The sequence below is a fragment of the Thiocapsa imhoffii genome (assembly GCF_016583985.1).
Taxonomy (GTDB): domain Bacteria; phylum Pseudomonadota; class Gammaproteobacteria; order Chromatiales; family Chromatiaceae; genus Thiocapsa; species Thiocapsa imhoffii.
In genome coordinates this window covers 15068-32456 of record NZ_NRSD01000007.1, presented here as the reverse complement: position 1 = coordinate 32456, position 17389 = coordinate 15068, and the positions used below count along the sequence as shown (strand labels likewise).

Sequence of the window (17389 nt, the reverse complement as noted above, 5' to 3'; positions counted from 1 at the left end):
CATTATATCAGGATTTTCTGATGGACTCAGCAGGATTGATCAAACGCAATCGGCGGCGCTGGCGACATGGGTGAGCACCTTCTGGACCCGCGCCACACAAGTCGCCAGATTCGCATTGATCTCATCCATGGTGATGACGCCCTCTCCGGTCCCCGCCGCGCGGTTCACCACGAACGCCAGGCTCGCGTAACAGAGGCCGAGTTCTCGCGCCAAACCGGCCTCTGGCATCCCCGTCATCCCGACGAGATCGCAGCCATCGCGTCGGAGACGCGCAATCTCGGCGGCCGTCTCCAGCCGGGGACCTTGGGTCGCACCGTAGACCGCCGTCGCTTGCGCGGGGCAATCGACCGCGGCACAGGCCGCGAGGAGAGCCTGACGCAGTTCCTCGCAATAGGGGGCGGTCATGTCGACATGGTCGACGCCACTGCGCTCACCATCGTAGAGGCTGTGCTCGCGCCCGTGGGTGTAATCGATGAGGTCATGCGGCACGGCCAGCGTCAGCGGCCCAAAACGCTCGCCGATCCCACCCACGGCGGCCAGACCGATGACCCGTTCGGCGCCGGCCGCGCGCAATGCCCAGAGATTGGCGCGGTAGTTAATCCGATGTGGCGGGAGGCGATGACCGGCGCCATGGCGCGGCAGGAATAAGACGGCTGCATCCGCAAGACGACCCTGGACCACGGGTGCGGACGTTTCCCCGAACGGGGTCTCGATCCGCGCCTCGGACACGACCGTCAAGGCCGGAAAATCCGAAAAACCAGAGCCACCGATAATTGCAAGTGAAGTCATGTAGATTCCGCGATCCGTCGAGTCGATGCCGCAGTCTAGCGGAGGAACCTAGCCATGCCAAAAAAAGGCGCCTCGCGGCGCCGCCTCGGATCCGAACGCGGCGGGCTCCGCCGACGCCGGGTTCATCAATGGTGCAGTGACCGCGCCCCTCGGGGCCGCGCAGGATCTTGAAAAAGGCCGATCTCGATCAATTTCGGGAACAGCACTTGCTCCTCGCGCTCGATGCGCTTATCGACCATTTCGAGGATCTCGTGCGTCTCGGCCAGGAAGTCCTCGGTGAAATTGAAATCGCAATTTTTTAGCCAGTGTTTGTGGTAATCATCGAAGGTCTTGCGCAATGGGCGCTCACCGCTGATGAACCCCCAGGCGATCGATTTGACCTTCGGGTCTTCGTGGATCAGGAGACTCGGATAGAGGCTGCGATCCTCCTCGGCGAGATGGTTGCGCACCGTGACGCCGAGATCGCACAGCAGTTCGTAGGCCGTTTTGGCATTGGGACGGATCTGTAACTGCTCCGGTTTAAGGAGGAGCCTAAGATCCTCGATCATCTGGCGCAGGGCGGTGTGTGTTTGACGATATTGCTCAAGGGTCGACATGGTGCATCCTCCTGATCATGGTGTTGGTCGCGTGCCGGGCGGCAGACCCGAGCTTGGCGTAGGGTCGGGCGGGACGACTCCACGCGAATCGCGACAGGCGCGCGTCTCCGGGATGGCGACACGGCGCTGATCAGGGTGTATAACAAAGCGGAAAGCGTGTCAAAAAGCCTTTACTTATATTGCCTTATCAGCAATTACCTATCAACGGGCAGGAATCTAGACATCATCATCGGCGACCGCGTAGATCCCGTCGGCGTTGCGAAAATACCCCTTGTAGTCGAGACCATAACCGTAGATGTATCGATCCTCGACCTCCAGGCCCACGACATCGGCCTCGCAGGCATGCGGACGTGTTTTGGCGACCAAAACGGCGCTCTGCACCACGCGCGCGCCGTCCGCGTGACAGGCCTCGACGATGTGCTTGAGCGTGAGGCCTTCGTCAAGGACGTCGTCGAGGATCAGGACATGCTGATCGCGGATCCGTTCGGAGGGGCGGTAGCGCCACTCGAGTTCACCGCCACGTGTCTGCCCTTGATAGCGGGTGACGTGGATGTAATCGACCCGCAACTGAAAATGCAGCCGCGGCAGCAGCAACCCTGCGACACAAACTGCCCCGGTCATGACGCAGAGCACCAGTGGATCCGTCCCGGCCAAACGGTGGGTGATCTCCTGCGCCATGCGATCGAGCGCCGTATCGACCTCTGCGGGTGTTACGAGCTGCTGCGCGCGAGCGGCAACGGCATCGTAACGCTGAGCTTCGAGCTTCATCCTAGTGCCTCCGGGTCGGTTGGATCGAGTAGATCAAGATCAAGGGTCTCGAGCCCTTCGAGCATGGCCACGTACTCAATCCCCCGCTGCCATGCAGGATCTTCGTGTAATCGCTCACGCGCCGTGCCACCGCGCCCATGCATCCGCAGCAATCGCAGTTCGACCGCCGGATCCTGATGATCGACGAAGGCGTCAAGGACTTCGATGGCCGATGCCCGATCATTGCAGACCAGGAGCATATCGCAGCCGGCCCGCACCGCGGCCTCGGCACGCTCGACGGGCGCGCCACTCGACGCCGCGGCGCCCATGCTGAGATCATCGCTGAAAATCACGCCCTGGAAACCCAAGCGGCCGCGCAGGATGTCACGCAGCCAGACCGGCGAGAATCCTGCCGGTCGCCCATCAACGCGGGGGTAGCAGACGTGCGCGGGCATGATGGCCTCCAGCGCATGCGCGATGAGACGCTCGAAGGGAATCAGGTCCTCGCTCAGGAGTTCGTGATCGGCACGCGGGTCGACGGGCAATGCCTGGTGCGAATCGACGGCGACGCCGCCGTGTCCCGGGAAGTGTTTGCCGACCGCGGCCATCCCGGCGCGGCGCACGCCGTCGAGCCAGGCGAGACCGAGTTCGGCGACGACACGCGGGCGTGATCCGAAGGCTCGATCACCGACCACCGCGTTCAGCCCTCGATCGAGATCGAGTACCGGCGCAAAGCTGAAGTCGATGCCGACCGCCCGCAACTCGGATGCCATGAGCCAAGCGACCGCCTCGCAGGCGGCACGCGCCTCCCGGGGGCGCGCGGCATGCAGGAGCGCGAACCGGCCGGCCGGCGGCAAACGCGTGAAGCCGTCGCGAAAGCGCTGCACTCGCCCACCTTCCTGATCGACACCGATCAGCAGACGCGGCTCACGCAGCGCGTGAATCTCAGCCGTGAGTCGCGCCAACTGAGCGGGCGACGCGTAATTACGCGCAAAGAGGATGACACCACCCACAGCCGGATGGCGCAGCACGTCGCGATCCTCGGCCGTGAGCACGGTCCCTGCGAGATCCAGCATCACCGAGCCAAGCGCCATCGGTCAACCTCGTGAAACCGGCCACGCCAGCGGGGGCCTAGGTAGGGACGTTGCGGTGGGTCTCGAGCGCTTTGGCGCCATCCCGCCGCCCGCAACCGCTTCGTTGGGTTTATACCACAGCGATCGCGTTGGCGTCATACTCCACCGCCACTTCGTCTGCGCCGGCTCGCTCGTTATGATCAAGCGTCGTCTCGCCCCTGGAGGAACTCATGCCCCGCTCTTTGCGCCATCTCATCCATCTGGTGATCGCCTTGGTGATCCTCGGCGCGATCACAAGCTGCGGAACGCGGTCTGGACGCTCGGAGTTTCGCGGCAGCATCGCCGAAAATGAACGCTATGATGGCCCGGTTGCGTTGGCGATCGCGCCGGTCGTCGACGGACGAGGCGCGGGTGAATCAGAGATATCACTCTGGTGGATCCAGCGGGTCATGTCACAAGAACTCGACCGCATGCCACTTTATGCGGTCGTGATCCCTCTGGAAACCCGCACGGAGGCCCATGAGGGCGAGTTGCTGATGCAGCCGGCCTTGACGAGCCTGAAATGGACTCAGCCCCCGGGGCCGGGCAGCGAGATCAGCATGCGCATTCGCGTCACCCATCCGGGGACAGGGCAGGTTCGTCTCGACCGTGTCTATCGCGGTGACTGTCGTCATTGCCGGTTTGAATCCGGCCAACCACCAATCGCCGGGCCATTAACGGCGCTGATGGCGGATCTCAACAAAGACCTCCAGCGCGACGCCGCCCGGTAACGTAGCCGGGCCGCCTTGCGCCCCCCCTTAGATCCCCACCCGGGCGCGTCCGCGAGCGGCACGCTCAGGGTCGCGGCAGGAAGCGCGCTGAGTCGAGGGTCACGCCCAGTGGCCCACGGGGAATCCAGGTGTCGATCACGGCACCATCGCGGCGTAGCCGCACGGCAACAAGTTCTCCTGCCTCGCCTTCGGTGGTCTTGCGGCGCAACTCGGAGAAATCGAACAAACGCTCATCGGCATAGGCCTCGATCAGATCGCCCGGTTGCAAGCCGGCAAACTCCGCGGCCGACCCGGGGATCACGGAATCCACGGCCACCCGATTATCCGCTCCGGTCGTGAAGAGATAGAGATCATAGGTGTCATCGCCGATCTCCTCGCGCAACGGGCGGGCATCCGCATTCAAGCGGGTCAATTGCTCGCGATACTCTTCCGTTCCAAACCAGCCCTCGCGAGTCGCTTGATCACGCAGGGCCAGTTGATCGAGCGAGCGCTGTGCATCGCGCAGTACGATCCGCTCCGCGACGGCGTGCTCGACCCCCGCGGCCACCAGCGCGGCCCGCCGTGCGCTGGTCGTGCGGGGCGGATCTGGTCGACGCGCCTCCGCGGAATGCGTCTGGCGCGCCGTGGTCGCGATCATCTGTGCCATGGATTGCTCGAGCGAGACCAAGCGAATCCGCAGATCCTGAACCTGTCGCTCCAGTTGGCGCATGCTGGTCTCACTGGTCTCAGCGCGCGCGCTCGGCGGGGGGGCCCCGACCGATAGGGGATCCGGGGGGGGCGAGATCACGGCCAGGGCCGCGTTCGCGATCGGTTCGGCTGCGTCCGGCGCAGCGGGTGGTCCCGACTCCGGCGGCGTGAGATCGGAGTCAGTCATCGCTTGAAAGCCAGCCATCGACGCGGCCCCGATCAGGACCCCGCCAATGAACCCCGCCAAGGACAAGGATTGTGTTGAGCGCATGGAAAAACCTGACTGGTTCGAAGCTGCTAGTGGAATGATACGGCGTTTGGAGCGTCAGAAGGCTCTGGGCGGACGCCATCCTAACCCTGTCAGGGACCACGACAGGACCGGTGGTGTTCCCGCTTCGCACTGCGGCATCAGCGCACACCAGCACGGCCCTCTGCGCGAGGGCCAAAGCTGATAAGCTGTCGTGACTTGGAATGGGCGATGTGGATTTGCAGAAGCGATTCTGTTGGTTTTCCGACCCCTGACCCGATGTTCCCAGCATGTCTCCATCGCCCGGAGCGATTGGGCTCCACCCCAGCGATGGTCAACGAGGACGTTCCACGATGAATGCAAAGAATCTTAACCTGCTGCTCTGGATCGCTGTCACCATTTGGCTGGTGATGCTGTTCAATAGCATGACCAATACCGACCCGATCGAGTCACGTCATCTGAGCTACAGCCAATTCCTGCAAGAACTCGACGATGGCTCCATCCGCGAGGTGACCATCCGTGACCAGCAGATCAAGGGCGTACGCACTGACGGATCCCGCTTCGAGACCTTTGACCCTGGTGACCCCGCCTTGGTCGGCGATCTCCTGAGAAACGCGGTCTCCATCCGTGCCGAGCCACCGGAACGCCCGAGCGTCTTATCCCAGATCCTGATCGCCTGGCTCCCCTTCATTTTGCTCATCGGGGTCTGGTTCTGGTTCATGCGCCGGAATATGGGCGGATCCGGGGGCGGCGGCATCTTCAACTTTGGCAAGAGCCGCGCTCGCCAACACGCCGAGGGCGAGGTGAAGGTCACCCTGCGCGATGTCGCGGGGGTCGAGGAGGCGAAGGAAGAGGTGGCCGAACTCGTTGACTTCTTGCGGAATCCCCAGAAGTTTTCGAACCTCGGTGGCCGCATCCCCCGCGGCGTCCTGATGGTTGGACCGCCCGGGACCGGTAAGACCTTGCTCGCGCGCGCCATTGCGGGTGAGGCCAAGGTGCCCTTCTATAGTATCTCGGGCTCTGACTTCGTTGAGATGTTCGTCGGCGTGGGTGCCTCCCGCGTGCGCGATCTGTTCGAGCAGGCGAAGAAGGCCGCGCCTTGCATTATCTTCATCGATGAGATCGACGCCGTCGGGCGCAAGCGCGGTGCGGGCCTCGGTGGCGGTCACGACGAGCGCGAGCAGACGCTGAATCAGTTGTTGGTCGAGATGGATGGATTCGCCGGTAATGAAGGCATCATCGTGATCGCCGCGACCAACCGCGCCGATGTGCTCGATCCGGCGCTCTTGCGCCCAGGGCGCTTTGATCGCCAAGTCGTCGTCGGTTTGCCCGATCTCGCCGGTCGGGCGGCGATCCTCGAGGTCCATATGCGTAAGGTGCCGATCGCTGATGATGTCGATGCGCGAACCATCGCGCGCGGCACGCCCGGCTTCTCCGGCGCCGATCTCGCCAACCTGGTGAATGAGGCGGCGCTGTTCGCGGCCCGCGCCGGGCATGTCGAGGTCAACATGCAGATGTTCGAGCGGGCCAAGGACAAGATCATGATGGGGGCGGAACGGCGCAGCATCGTGATGTCCGAGTCCGAACGCAAACTCACGGCCTTCCATGAGGCGGGGCACGCCATTGTTGGTCGCCTGGTTCCGGAACATGATCCGGTCCATAAGGTGAGCATCATTCCGCGTGGGCGGGCACTCGGCGTCACCCTCTTCCTGCCCGAACGGGACCGCTACAGCATGAGCAAGCGCCAACTCGAGAGCCAACTCTCGACCCTGTTCGGTGGACGTCTCGCTGAGGAGATGATCTTCGGACCGGAGCAGGTCACGACCGGGGCATCGAACGATATCGAGCGCGCGACCGATATCGCCCGCAACATGGTGACCCGCTTCGGGCTGTCCGACAATTTAGGTCCGCTCGCCTATGCCGAGGACGAGGGCGAGGTCTTCCTCGGCCGTTCGGTGACACAGCAACGGCAAGTCTCGCCCGAGACGGCCCAGGCGATCGACAAGGAAGTTCGTCACATCATCGACCGTAACTACCGCCGGGCGAAACAGATCCTGGAGGATAATCTCGGCAAACTGCATACGATGGCGGAGGCCTTGCTGAAATACGAAACCATCAGTAAGGAGCAGATCGACGACATCATGGAGGGGCGCCCAGTCCGTGAACCCGACGACGATGCCGGCAGTGACGCCAAGCCCAGTGCTGGGGGTGGTGGTGATGTCCCCGCGAGCCGGGGCGGCTCTTCCCACGGTGAGGACCCGCCCGTTGTCGGAGGCGCCGTCGGCGGCGTCTAGGCGACACGGAGCGCCGCCATCACGGCGCTCCGTCATGCGATCATGAAGATGAGCCTTCGCAACCTGTTGCGAAGGCTTTTTTGTTTTATACTTGAGTGAAATTGGTCCGAGGTTGGGTGGCAACCTGGCAGTTCGCCAGGCCCTGGCCTGATGGTGACCTGAGTCTTTTGGCCTCATCACAGGTGCCGCGCCGCGTGCTTGTCCTCGCGTCCACATCGCCGTATCGCCGTGCCCTGTTGGAGCGTTTGGGCATTCCGTTCCATACGGCTGCTCCTGCCGTTGACGAAGGGGCGCGTCCCGGGGAACCACCACAAGTCCTGGTGCTGCGCCTCGCCGAAGCCAAGGCGCGGGCTGTCGCGGGGCAGTATCCCGATGCCTTAATCATCGGATCCGATCAAGTCGCCTGTCTCGATGGAGAGATCCTTGGGAAACCGGGCACGCGCGCGCGTGCGATCGCGCAATTGGAGCGCGCATCCGGGCGGACACTCCTCTTTCAAACCGGGCTGTGTCTCTTGAACACCAAGACGGATGTGGCACAAACCCTTGTCGAACCGGTCGGTGTCCACATGCGCCGGCTCACGCGAGCGCAGATCGACGGCTATCTCGATCGCGAGCAACCCTTCGACTGTGCCGGAAGCTTCAAGTCGGAGAGCCTCGGGATCGCGCTCTTCGAGCGCATCGAATGCGATGATCCAAACGCCCTGATTGGCTTGCCTCTGATCCGCTTAACGCGCTTGCTCGAGGCCGCTGGGATCACTCCGCTCGGGGCGTGAGCAGCACCGAGGGGCTCGTCCAGGCCACGCTCGGGATCATCGCGCACTGGCCGCCGTCTCGGTTCGCCGGTCTCGATCACGGCGCACGCGTGTGTCGCGCGGATCCAAGCCGCGACGCCCCCGTTGCGACACACACTCAACACAATGATTGACCCTGATGCCTCACGAGGACCCGCGGACCATGCGAAACCACTGCCACCCATCACTGCTGCTGCCTGTCATTCTGCTCCTGATCACCCTCATTGGACTCGCCGGATGCAGCAGTCAGGGCGACTCGCGCGACGGTACGAGCCACTCGTCCACTCGCCTGGGGAGCTATCAGATCTCCAGTTCGGAGTTTTTCCCGGTCCCAGCGGAAATCCAACCCAACGTCGACTTCTGGCGCCATGTCTATGGGATCTGGGGCCGGGGAGAGGTGGCAATCCACGACAATGAACACATGGGCGTGGTCTATGAGGTCGTGAAACTCCCGGATCCGATTCTGGAGGGCTACACGGATTCACAGCGGCAGTTGATTCGGTCGCGGACCAGTGCTTACAAGGACCAGCTGAGTGCCGTCGAAGCACGTGTACGGGCCGGCCAGACCTTGACGAGCACGGATCGGGCCCTACTCGAGAAGCTCGAGCGCGCGGGCGGTAGTGGTGCGATTTATGGTGCCTCCGATCGTGTTCGGAGCCAGCGGGGGCTGCGCGAACGCTTCCGTCGTGGCGTGGAGATCAGCGGGCGCTATGACCCCCATTTTCGGGAGATCATGCGCCAACACGGTGTTCCTGAAGACCTCGCCTACCTTCCCCATGTGGAGTCTTCCTTCCAGACCAACGCCCGTTCGAGTGTCGGCGCCGCTGGGGTCTGGCAGTTCATGCCCGCGACCGGGCGCATGTTCATGAGCGTCAACGACACCATCGACGAACGGTTCGATCCCATCATCGCCGCCGATGCCGCCGCCCGTTATCTTGCGCAGGCGCACCGACGGCTCGGCAGCTGGCCGCTTGCCATCACCTCCTACAATCACGGACAAGGAGGGATGGCCAACGCCAAGGCCCAATTCGGCGACGACATCGGACGCATCGTGCAACAGTACAAAGGGCCCTATTTCGGCTTCGCGTCCCGTAACTTCTATGCCGAATTCATCGCCGCGCGCGAGGTCACACGCAATGCAAAGCGCTACTTTCCTGAAGGAATCAGTCCGGAGCAACCCTGGGCACATGACCGCTTGGTCCTGCAACACGGCATGCCAGTGACCCACCTCGCCAGCCACTACGGAGTCTCCTCGCGGCAACTCGCCGAGTTGAACCTACATTGGCGCGATCGTGTCCGCGAGGGACGTGCCAACTTGCCATCCGGAACGACGATCTGGCTGCCCGCGGGCACCAAGCAACGCGTTGCCAGCCATCCCCCACCCGTCTCGCATAGCATGATCGCGCGGGCCACGCCGCAAGCGGCACCGGCTCCCGCCCGCCCTGCGGTTACACAGGCGAAGCAGTCGACGGTGAAGGCGACCACCACAACCAAGACCACGTCCAATGTGGCGCGTGCAACGACGGCATCAACGGCCAAGCCAGCAGCGTCCAAGCCGCGCTATCACGTTGTGAAACCACAGGAAACCCTGTATCGCGTTGCCGTCGAAAACGGTCTCACGGTCGATGAATTGCGTCGTTTGAACAAGATCAGCCCAACCGATAACAACATCCGGCCGGGCCAAAAGCTCAAGGTGAGCAGTTAGTACCGCAGTGGCGTCAAGGAACCGCGACGCCAGTGTCGCGGTTCCCCCAGTCGTGCGAGGATCATTGCCGCCCCAGGCACCGAACCCGCACCGGCTCGCGCCACCGGCCCCTCGGGCATCGATCTAGAGCACCTTCGTCACCCATTTGATCGCCATGTCGTGGGGATCACTCTCGATGCGAAAGCCGAGTGATTTCACTAAAGCCAGCATCCGGTTGTTCGCGGTCAAGACCTCTCCGTCCATCACGCGAAATCCACGTGAACGGGCGTTTTGCATCAACGAGCGCATGAGACGTGCCCCGATTCCGAGATTACGCCAGGTATCGGAGACGACGATGGCGAACTCACAGGCCTCGCCGCCGGGGCGGGCCATATAGCGGGCAACCCCAACTTCGATCTCGCGGCCCTCGAGTTCGACCACGCCGATCAACGCCATTTCACGGTCATAGTCGATCTGCGTGAACCGCACCAGCATCTCGGGGGTTAACTCCTTGATGGCCTGCATGAAGCGAAAATATTTCGTCTGTTCGGAGAGACCGCGCACAAAATTCTGCTCCATCTCCGCATCCTCGGGGCGGATCGGCCGGATCACCAAATCCTTGCCATCGGGTAATTGCACGCGCTCGATCAGGTGGCTGGGATAGGGGTGGATGGCCATGTGTCCATAGGTGGTCTGCTGGGGTGGACGGTAATCAACCATGATGCGGGCGTCGACGGCCGTGACGTCCCGATCGGTCCCGATCAAGGGATTGATGTCCATCGAGATGATCTCAGGCAACTCGCACACCATCTCCGAGACGCGCTGGAGAATCCGTGCCAAGGCAGCGCGATTCATGGGCGGCATGTGTTGAAAGGCACCCATCAGGCGCACCACCCGCGTATGGTCGATCATGGTGCGGATGATGAACGCATTGAGGGGCGGCAGCCCCAGCGCGCGATCCTCCAGCATTTCGACCTTGGTGCCACCAGCACCGAAGCTGATCACGGGGCCGAAAATCGGATCGCGCGAGACACTGATCATGAGTTCGCGCGCCGCGCGCATTGAGGCCATGTGCTCGACGGTGATGCCTTCCAGGCGCGCCTCGGGACGCAAGCGAGCCGCCCGCTCGATGATCTCGGTGTAGGTGCGCCGCACCGATTGGGCATCGTTGATGTTCAACCGCACGCCATCGACATCCGACTTGTGCTGGAGGTCGGGTGAGTTGATCTTCATCACCACCGGAAAGCCGAGCGCTTGCGCGGCCATCAATGCCTCATTAGGCGTGCGCGTTAGCACCGCTTGCGTGGTCGGAATGCGAAAGGCCGAGAGGATGGCCTTCGCCTCAATCGTGCCGAGGACCTTGCGACCTTCCCCCATCACGCCTTCGATGATGAGCCGCGCGCCCTCGATGTCGGGAGCGTCCTCGTGCGACAAAGGGCCGGGCGACTGCATCAGAAGTTTCTGATTTCGCTGATAGTTAGCGAGATAGGAGAAGGCATCGACCGCCACCTCCGGACTGTCGAAATGGGGAACGTCGAACGCAGCCAACAGTTCCTGCGCCTCGGCAACCCGTTTCCCCCCCATCCAACAGGCCAGCACCGGCTTGCGACTCTCCTTGGCGGCGGCCACGACCTGTTCAGCGGTCGCGACCGGATCACCGAAGACCAAGGGCGCCAGGACACAGAGCACGCCGTCGACCTGCGGATCGGCGAGACAGGCATCGAGTACGGCCCGATAGCGCTCGGGCGGGGCATCACCGATGATGTCGATCGGATTGCCGTGTGACCAATAATCAGGCAGTGCCTGCTCCAGGGTCTTGCGGGTGCTGTCGCTGATCTCCGCTAATTGCAACCCGAGCGCAAGCGCGCGATCGGCCGCGAGCACACCGGGGCCGCCGCCGTTGGTGATAATGGCGATGCGATCACCGGCCAAGCGCCGCTCGGTTCCGAACACCTGCGCGGCCGCGAACAACTGATCCAACTGACCGACCTGCACGACTCCGGCACGCTCGGTGACGGCACGAAAGACATCAGCCGACCCGACATAGGCACCGGTGTGTGACTTCAGACTGCGCGAGCGGGCGGCATAGCGGCCCGCCTTCACCACGACTACGGGCTTCAAGCGTGCCGCCGCTCGCAAGCCGCTCATGAAATGGCGCGCATTGCGGATCCCCTCGACGTAGAGGAGGATGCATTTGGTCTGCGGATCCAAGGCCAAATAATCGAGCACATCGCCGAAATCGACATCCGCCGCGGCCCCGAGCGACACCACGGCCGAGAACCCGATCCCGCGGCGCTCGGACCAATCGATCATTGCCGTGCAAATCGCGCCGGATTGGGAGACCAAGGCAATGTTGCCTGGACGTGGCAGGTCCTGACCCACGCTCGCGTTCAGACGGTGTTGAGGACGCATGGCGCCGATGCAGTTGGGACCCAGCACCCGGATGCGATTGGTGCGCGCGGCCTCGACCATCCGTTCCTGCAGCGTGAATCCACGTTCGCCGTATTCACCGAATCCAGCGGAGTGCACCACGGCGACCTTTACCCCATAACCTCCACATTGCTCAAGAATTCCCGCAACGCGATCCGCCGGGGTCGCGATCAAGGCCAGGTCGACGTGCTTATCCAGATGTGAGAGGTCGCGATAGCAGGGTTGGCCGGCAACCTCGTCGTATTTCGGATTGATGGGATAGGCATTGCCCTGAAACTGCCCTTCGAGCAGATTGCGAAACACCATGCCGCCGATGGAGCCCTGGCTGTCGCTGGCACCAAAGACGGCGACGGTGCTGGGGGTGAAGAGCTGTTCGATATCGGATACACGCATCGGATGATGCCCTCCCGGGCGGCAAATGGGATTAAGCTAAGCGCGGACCGCTCGCCTTCGTCGAGCCAGCACCATGCGGTGAACGCGCATGCTTGTGATGGCCACCTGCATCGCGACGGTCGGGTGGATCAGGATTGGATTCGCAAACCATCTGATCGCGCCCCAACTGGCGCATATCGACAACAAGAATCGCCCGGGATGACCTGACGGCGCCTGTGTGTGATCGAGACTCGAGGACTCTCTCATGAACCTTGCGTTCATTTCTCACCCGATCTGCCAACAACATCGGATGGGGGCACACCACCCCGAGTGCCCGGAACGGCTCTTCGCGATCCAGGACCGGTTGATTGCCTCGGGGATGGAGATGCTGGTGACCCACTACGACGCCCCGGAGGCCAGCCTCGAGCAGTTACTGCGGGTCCATGATGCGGATTATGTTCGAGACATCATGGCGGCCGCGCCGGAGGTCGACGATGTCATGGTGTGGATCGACGGAGACACCGCCATGAACAACCACACCCTGCCTGCCGCCCTGCGCGCTGCGGGGGCCGCGATCCTGGGCGTCGACCTGGTGATGAGCGAAAAACACCACGCCGCCTTCTCCAGTGTACGCCCACCCGGGCACCACGCGGGTCGACGCACCCCCGGTGGCTTTTGTCTCTTCAACAATGTTGCGATCGGCGCCACGCATGCCATGGAGCACCATGGCCTCAAGCGCATCCTGATCGTCGATTTCGATGTCCACCATGGTAACGGCACCGAGGAGATCTTCATCGGTGACGAGCGCGTCCTCTTCTGCTCGAGTTTTCAACACCCCTTCTACCCTGGCAGCGGGGCCGACACCAAGGCGGCGAATATCCTCAACCTGCCGCTGCCAAAACTGACCGACGGCGCAGCTTACAGGGCCGCGGTCGAGTCGGCCTGGTTACCGAGGATCGATGCCTTCGCGCCGCAACTGATCATGATCTCGGCCGGATTCGACGGCCATGCCGAGGATGACATGGCGCATTTCAACTTGCGCGAACCCGATTACGCCTGGATCACGCGAGAACTCCACCTGATCGCCCGGCGTCATGCCGAAGAGCGCATCGTCTCGTGTCTTGAGGGGGGCTATAGCCTCTCGGCGCTCGGACGATCCGTCAGCGTCCATATCGACGAACTGATCGGTCACGCCTGATCCGAGAGACCCGGACCGCCGGCCGCCCTGCTGCATCGCAGCATCAGGATAGGAGAGTCCGCCACCAGCCGCAAGGCGTAATCCGGCCTTAGCCTCGCTCGCGCGCGTCTCTTTCACCACCTGCTCCAACACGGCCAACCGACGACGGAAGGATGTGACATGCCGAACACCGCAATCCTGTGGTTCAGACGCGACCTGCGACTCGATGACAATCCAGCCCTGCATGGCTGTCTGAGCGATTGCGATCACTTACTTCCTCTCTACATCCATGAACCGGAGGAAGAAGCGCCGTGGGTGCCCGGGGCCGCCAGCCGCTGGTGGCTCCACGGCAGTCTCGCACAACTCGCCCACGACCTGCGGTCACGCGGCAGCCAGCTCTTGGTCACGCGCGGCGACAGCCTCGACACGCTGACACGGATTGCTTCCGCCACGGGAGCCCGAACCCTGCACTGGAATCGGCTGTATGATCCAGCCACACGCGAGCGTGACACCCGGGTGAAGCAGGCCCTGCGTGCCGCCGGGATCAAGGTGGTGAGCCACCCGGGATCGGTCCTCTTCGAGCCCTGGGAGATCGCGAGTGGAAGCGGAGAACCCTATCGGGTCTTCAGCGCCTTTTGGCGTCGCTGCGGCACACGCCTAGGCGAGTGCACAACACTCGACGCGCCCGTGTCGCTGCCCCCGGCTCCGCCTTTGGTGAGCGGACTGGCGCTTGATGAGCTGATGCTGAGGCCACGCATCCCGTGGGACAGCGGTCTACAGGCCACCTGGACGCCTGGCGAAGCCGCGGCACACGCACGCGCACGAACCTTTCTCCACACCCATGCCGCGGACTACCGGCAGCAACGTGATCGCCCCGATCGCACGGGCACCTCCGCGCTCTCGCCGGCGCTGCATTTTGGCGAACTGAGCCCGCGGCGCCTGTTGCGGATGGTCACGGAGATCTGGGAGGACCCCAGCGCGGAGCCGATCGAGCCGTTTGTCCGTGAACTCGGCTGGCGCGAGTTCGCCCATCACCTCCTCTATCATTATCCTCATACCACTGACGCGCCGCTGGACCCGCGTTTCGCCGCGCTACCCTGGCGTGAAACCGATGCCGAGCGCCTGCTCGAAGCCTGGCAGCGCGGTGCGACCGGCATCCCCTTGGTTGATGCTGGCATGCGTGAACTCTGGGAGCTTGGCTGGATGCACAATCGCACGCGCATGGTCGTCGCCTCCTTTCTGACCAAGAACCTGCGCTTGCCTTGGCAACTGGGTGCTCGCTGGTTTTGGGACACACTGGTGGACGCCGACCTCGCCGCCAACACCCTCGGCTGGCAATGGAGTGCCGGATGCGGCGCGGACGCCGCGCCCTATTTTCGGATTTTCAACCCAGTCCTGCAGGGCGAGCGGTTCGACCCGCGGGGAGACTATGTGCGACGCTGGTGTCCAGAACTCGGCCGCCTCCCCGTCAAGTTCATTCACCGTCCCTGGATGGCGCCCCCCGCGGTTCTGGATCATGCCGGACTGCGCCTTGGACGCGAGTACCCCGCGCCCATCGTTGATTTGCAAGACTCGCGCGCGGCGGCACTCGCCGCGTATGAGACGATCAAAGGGCGCGCGCGCTGAACGCAGCCGCTATCGGGCGCTGAGTGGATTGCGCAGTGGGCAGGTCTCGCGGTCATAGCCTTCGCCAAGCCGATCCCATGCGAAATCCAGCGCATAGGTGACGCGCGAGAAGAAATGATCGTCACCAATGACGCGAATCAGACCGGTGCGCCGAATGGTGTCCATGAATTGCTTCTTCATGCGCGCGACCAGGATCTCGATGCCCTGATCACGTAACCGTTCGGCCAGGTGATGCAGGACTTCCTCCCCGGTCGCATCGATCTGATTGATGCCCTCTCCATCGATGATGATGAATTCGAGTTCCGGGTTGTCCGCGACGACCTCCAGCACCTTGGTCTCGAAGTACCCGGCATTGGCGAAGTAGAGTGAGCCATCGAAGCGCACGATTGAGATCTTCGGACTCGTTGGCAACTGATGCACCGCGATGTCGCGCATGGTGCCATCCTCAAAGCGCGACAGCACCGCGAAACGCGGACGCATGGTCCGGAACAGATAGAGGATCAGCGCAAGCCCGACGCCGGCCAGGATGCCCTTGTCGAGATGCGGAGCCCACAACAGGGTCAAGACGAAGGTCACCACGGCGACCACGCCATCGGAGCGTTCCGCTTTCCAGGCGTGAATGACCGGCTCGATTTTGATCAGATTGGTCACGGCCATGATGATGACCGCGGCGAGTGTCGCCTGTGGGAGATGATAGAGGAGCGGCGTCAACCACAGCAGGGTCACCGCGACCACCAAACCCGTGATCACGGAAGCAAATCCCGTGATGCCGCCGGAGTTGATGTTGAGCGCGGAACGGGAGAAGGATCCTGACACCGGATAGCCCGAAAAGGCCCCCGAGACCAAATTGGACAGGCCCTGTCCGACCAATTCCTGATTCGCGTCGAGCCGTTGGCGGGTCCGGGCGGCCATCGCCTTGGCGATCGACATCGCCTCCATGAAGCCGATCAGCGAAATGGTCACGGCGGCCGTGATCAGATTGACCATGATGGTCCAATCAAACACCGGGATCGAGAAGCTGGGCAGACCCACGGGAATAGCGCCCACAACCTGGCCGCCATTCGCTTGGAATCCGGTCGTATAGGATGCCAGGGTGGTCAGCACGACAGCGATCAGGATCGCGGGCAGACGCGGCACCGCCGCGCGAACCCCAAACATGATGGCGAAGGCCATCACCGCCATCGCGACGGTCGGCAGATGCACCGACGTGACGACGGCCTGGAGGGTGTACCACACCGTCTCGTAATGATGCTCGAATCCCGACACGCTGACGCCAAAGAGCTTGCCGATCTGCGAGGTCGCGATAATCAAGGCGCCCGCGTTCGTAAAGCCGACCACGACCGGGTGCGACAGAAAATCCATGAGCACGCCGAGCCGCAAGACCCCCAGCATCAGTTGGAAGAGCCCCACCATCAGGGCCAGGAGGACCGCATAGACCGCGAAGCCCTCCGGGTTGGTCGCCACCAATGGGCCGATCGCCGCCGCGGTCAATAGGGACACGACCGCGACCGGACCGGTCGCCAATTGCCGCGAAGAGCCAAACAAGGCCCCAACCATCGGCGGGAGGAAGGACGCATAGAGCCCATATTGGACCGGTAGTCCGGCCAACTGCGCATAGGCCATGGATTGGGGAACGAGGATCAAGGCCACCGTCACGCCAGCGAGGAGATCCGCCCGCAGAACGCGTGGATGCCTCAACTCACCGATCCAGGCGAGGAAGGGGAAGAGCCTATTCAACGGATTCTGTTTTCGCGACAATGTCCGAGGCACGGCGATGACTCCTCAATGACGATGATCCGAGAACAGGCGACCGGATCGGTCGCGCTCACTCCCAGGACCCGATGGGCAAGATCCGAGCGGCGTGCGCGGGCTGACCGTGTGGCGGAGGATCATGGGCCGCGCACGGACTCGAGTCGAGTGCGGCATGATGACGATTCACACGGACGCCGTCCATCCGCTCACCTAGGCAGGACAAGCGGCATGGAGACCTGAACGGACCGCAAGCCGACAGACCGGGCACGCCCAGCTGGTTGGTCGCGGCAGCGGATGCAGGCTACAATTCCGCAGCGCGGCGGGGACGCTTGAGGTGGCGCTGCGGTTGCGATC

13 protein-coding genes are annotated in these 17389 nt (G+C 63.0%); 6 read left to right on the top strand and 7 right to left on the bottom strand.

The features are described 5' to 3' along the window. Window positions 1–39 precede the first annotated feature (39 nt). The 4 genes from CKO25_RS08755 to nagZ all read right to left on the bottom strand — a co-directional run bounded on the left by CKO25_RS08755 (window position 40) and on the right by nagZ (window position 3226). Entirely contained in the window at window positions 40–789 is a 750-nt protein-coding gene (locus tag CKO25_RS08755; protein WP_200387553.1) for an S-methyl-5'-thioinosine phosphorylase, read from the bottom strand. Window positions 790–914: 125 nt separating this feature from the next. Beyond that, complete coding sequence (locus tag CKO25_RS08750) at window positions 915–1385, bottom strand: hemerythrin domain-containing protein (protein ID WP_200387552.1); 471 nt, start codon at window positions 1383–1385, stop codon at window positions 915–917. 216 nt (window positions 1386–1601) lie between these two features. After that, window positions 1602–2153, bottom strand: coding sequence for a hypoxanthine-guanine phosphoribosyltransferase (locus tag CKO25_RS08745; protein ID WP_200387551.1), 552 nt, complete (start codon window positions 2151–2153; stop codon window positions 1602–1604). Beyond that, window positions 2150–3226 carry a beta-N-acetylhexosaminidase gene (gene nagZ, locus CKO25_RS08740; protein ID WP_200387550.1) on the bottom strand — a complete coding sequence of 359 codons (1077 nt, stop codon included), beginning with the start codon at window positions 3224–3226 and terminating at the stop codon, window positions 2150–2152. The genes CKO25_RS08745 and nagZ overlap by 4 nt, the downstream gene beginning before the upstream one ends. 209 nt (window positions 3227–3435) lie before the next feature. On the opposite strand from nagZ, the gene CKO25_RS08735 reads away from it, so the two are divergent. After that, window positions 3436–3975, top strand: a complete 540-nt coding sequence (locus CKO25_RS08735) for a hypothetical protein (protein ID WP_200387549.1) — start codon at window positions 3436–3438, stop codon at window positions 3973–3975. A gap of 64 nt (window positions 3976–4039) precedes the next feature. On the opposite strand, the gene CKO25_RS08730 is transcribed toward CKO25_RS08735, so the two are convergent. Beyond that, a complete protein-coding gene (locus CKO25_RS08730) occupies window positions 4040–4933 on the bottom strand; it encodes a PDZ domain-containing protein (RefSeq protein ID WP_200387548.1) in 894 nt (297 codons plus the stop codon). A gap of 329 nt (window positions 4934–5262) precedes the next feature. Between CKO25_RS08730 and ftsH the strand changes: the two genes are divergently transcribed. The 3 genes from ftsH (at window position 5263) to CKO25_RS08715 (ending at window position 9699) form a co-directional block, all read left to right on the top strand. Beyond that, a complete protein-coding gene (gene ftsH / locus CKO25_RS08725) occupies window positions 5263–7203 on the top strand; it encodes an ATP-dependent zinc metalloprotease FtsH (protein ID WP_200387547.1) in 1941 nt (646 codons plus the stop codon). A 194-nt stretch (window positions 7204–7397) separates the two neighbouring features. Further along, the gene (locus CKO25_RS08720) at window positions 7398–7976 is read left to right on the top strand and encodes a Maf family protein (protein ID WP_338115096.1); all 579 of its coding nucleotides are present in this window, start codon (window positions 7398–7400) and stop codon (window positions 7974–7976) included. A 181-nt stretch (window positions 7977–8157) separates the two neighbouring features. Beyond that, window positions 8158–9699, top strand: a complete 1542-nt coding sequence (locus CKO25_RS08715; protein WP_200387546.1) for a LysM peptidoglycan-binding domain-containing protein — start codon at window positions 8158–8160, stop codon at window positions 9697–9699. Between the two features lie 123 nt (window positions 9700–9822). Here the strand turns inward: CKO25_RS08715 and CKO25_RS08710 are convergent, their stop codons facing one another. After that, on the bottom strand, window positions 9823–12501 hold the full coding sequence (locus CKO25_RS08710) for a bifunctional acetate--CoA ligase family protein/GNAT family N-acetyltransferase (protein ID WP_200387545.1): 2679 nt from the start codon (window positions 12499–12501) through the stop codon (window positions 9823–9825). Window positions 12502–12745: 244 nt separating this feature from the next. Here CKO25_RS08710 and CKO25_RS08705 point away from each other — a divergent pair, with 244 nt between their 5' ends. Further along, window positions 12746–13678, top strand: a complete 933-nt coding sequence (locus CKO25_RS08705) for a histone deacetylase family protein (protein WP_200387544.1) — start codon at window positions 12746–12748, stop codon at window positions 13676–13678. Window positions 13679–13837: 159 nt separating this feature from the next. Further along, complete coding sequence (locus tag CKO25_RS08700; RefSeq protein ID WP_200387543.1) at window positions 13838–15283, top strand: cryptochrome/photolyase family protein; 1446 nt, start codon at window positions 13838–13840, stop codon at window positions 15281–15283. 9 nt (window positions 15284–15292) lie between these two features. Here the strand turns inward: CKO25_RS08700 and CKO25_RS08695 are convergent, their stop codons facing one another. Then, window positions 15293–17053 (bottom strand): SulP family inorganic anion transporter, encoded by a 1761-nt coding sequence (locus CKO25_RS08695; RefSeq protein WP_338115095.1) that lies wholly within the window; start codon window positions 17051–17053, stop codon window positions 15293–15295. Window positions 17054–17389 lie beyond the last annotated feature (336 nt).

Coding starts and splice junctions, on each gene's coding strand:
- CKO25_RS08730 (WP_200387548.1), bottom strand. CDS start 4,933: ATGCGCTCAACACAATCCTTGTCCTTGGCGGGGTTCATTGGCGGGGTC.
- CKO25_RS08750 (WP_200387552.1), bottom strand. CDS start 1,385: ATGTCGACCCTTGAGCAATATCGTCAAACACACACCGCCCTGCGCCAG.
- CKO25_RS08745 (WP_200387551.1), bottom strand. CDS start 2,153: ATGAAGCTCGAAGCTCAGCGTTACGATGCCGTTGCCGCTCGCGCGCAG.
- CKO25_RS08705 (WP_200387544.1), top strand. CDS start 12,746: ATGAACCTTGCGTTCATTTCTCACCCGATCTGCCAACAACATCGGATG.
- CKO25_RS08700 (WP_200387543.1), top strand. CDS start 13,838: ATGCCGAACACCGCAATCCTGTGGTTCAGACGCGACCTGCGACTCGAT.
- nagZ (WP_200387550.1), bottom strand. CDS start 3,226: ATGGCGCTTGGCTCGGTGATGCTGGATCTCGCAGGGACCGTGCTCACG.
- ftsH (WP_200387547.1), top strand. CDS start 5,263: ATGAATGCAAAGAATCTTAACCTGCTGCTCTGGATCGCTGTCACCATT.
- CKO25_RS08735 (WP_200387549.1), top strand. CDS start 3,436: ATGCCCCGCTCTTTGCGCCATCTCATCCATCTGGTGATCGCCTTGGTG.
- CKO25_RS08715 (WP_200387546.1), top strand. CDS start 8,158: ATGCGAAACCACTGCCACCCATCACTGCTGCTGCCTGTCATTCTGCTC.
- CKO25_RS08755 (WP_200387553.1), bottom strand. CDS start 789: ATGACTTCACTTGCAATTATCGGTGGCTCTGGTTTTTCGGATTTTCCG.
- CKO25_RS08710 (WP_200387545.1), bottom strand. CDS start 12,501: ATGCGTGTATCCGATATCGAACAGCTCTTCACCCCCAGCACCGTCGCC.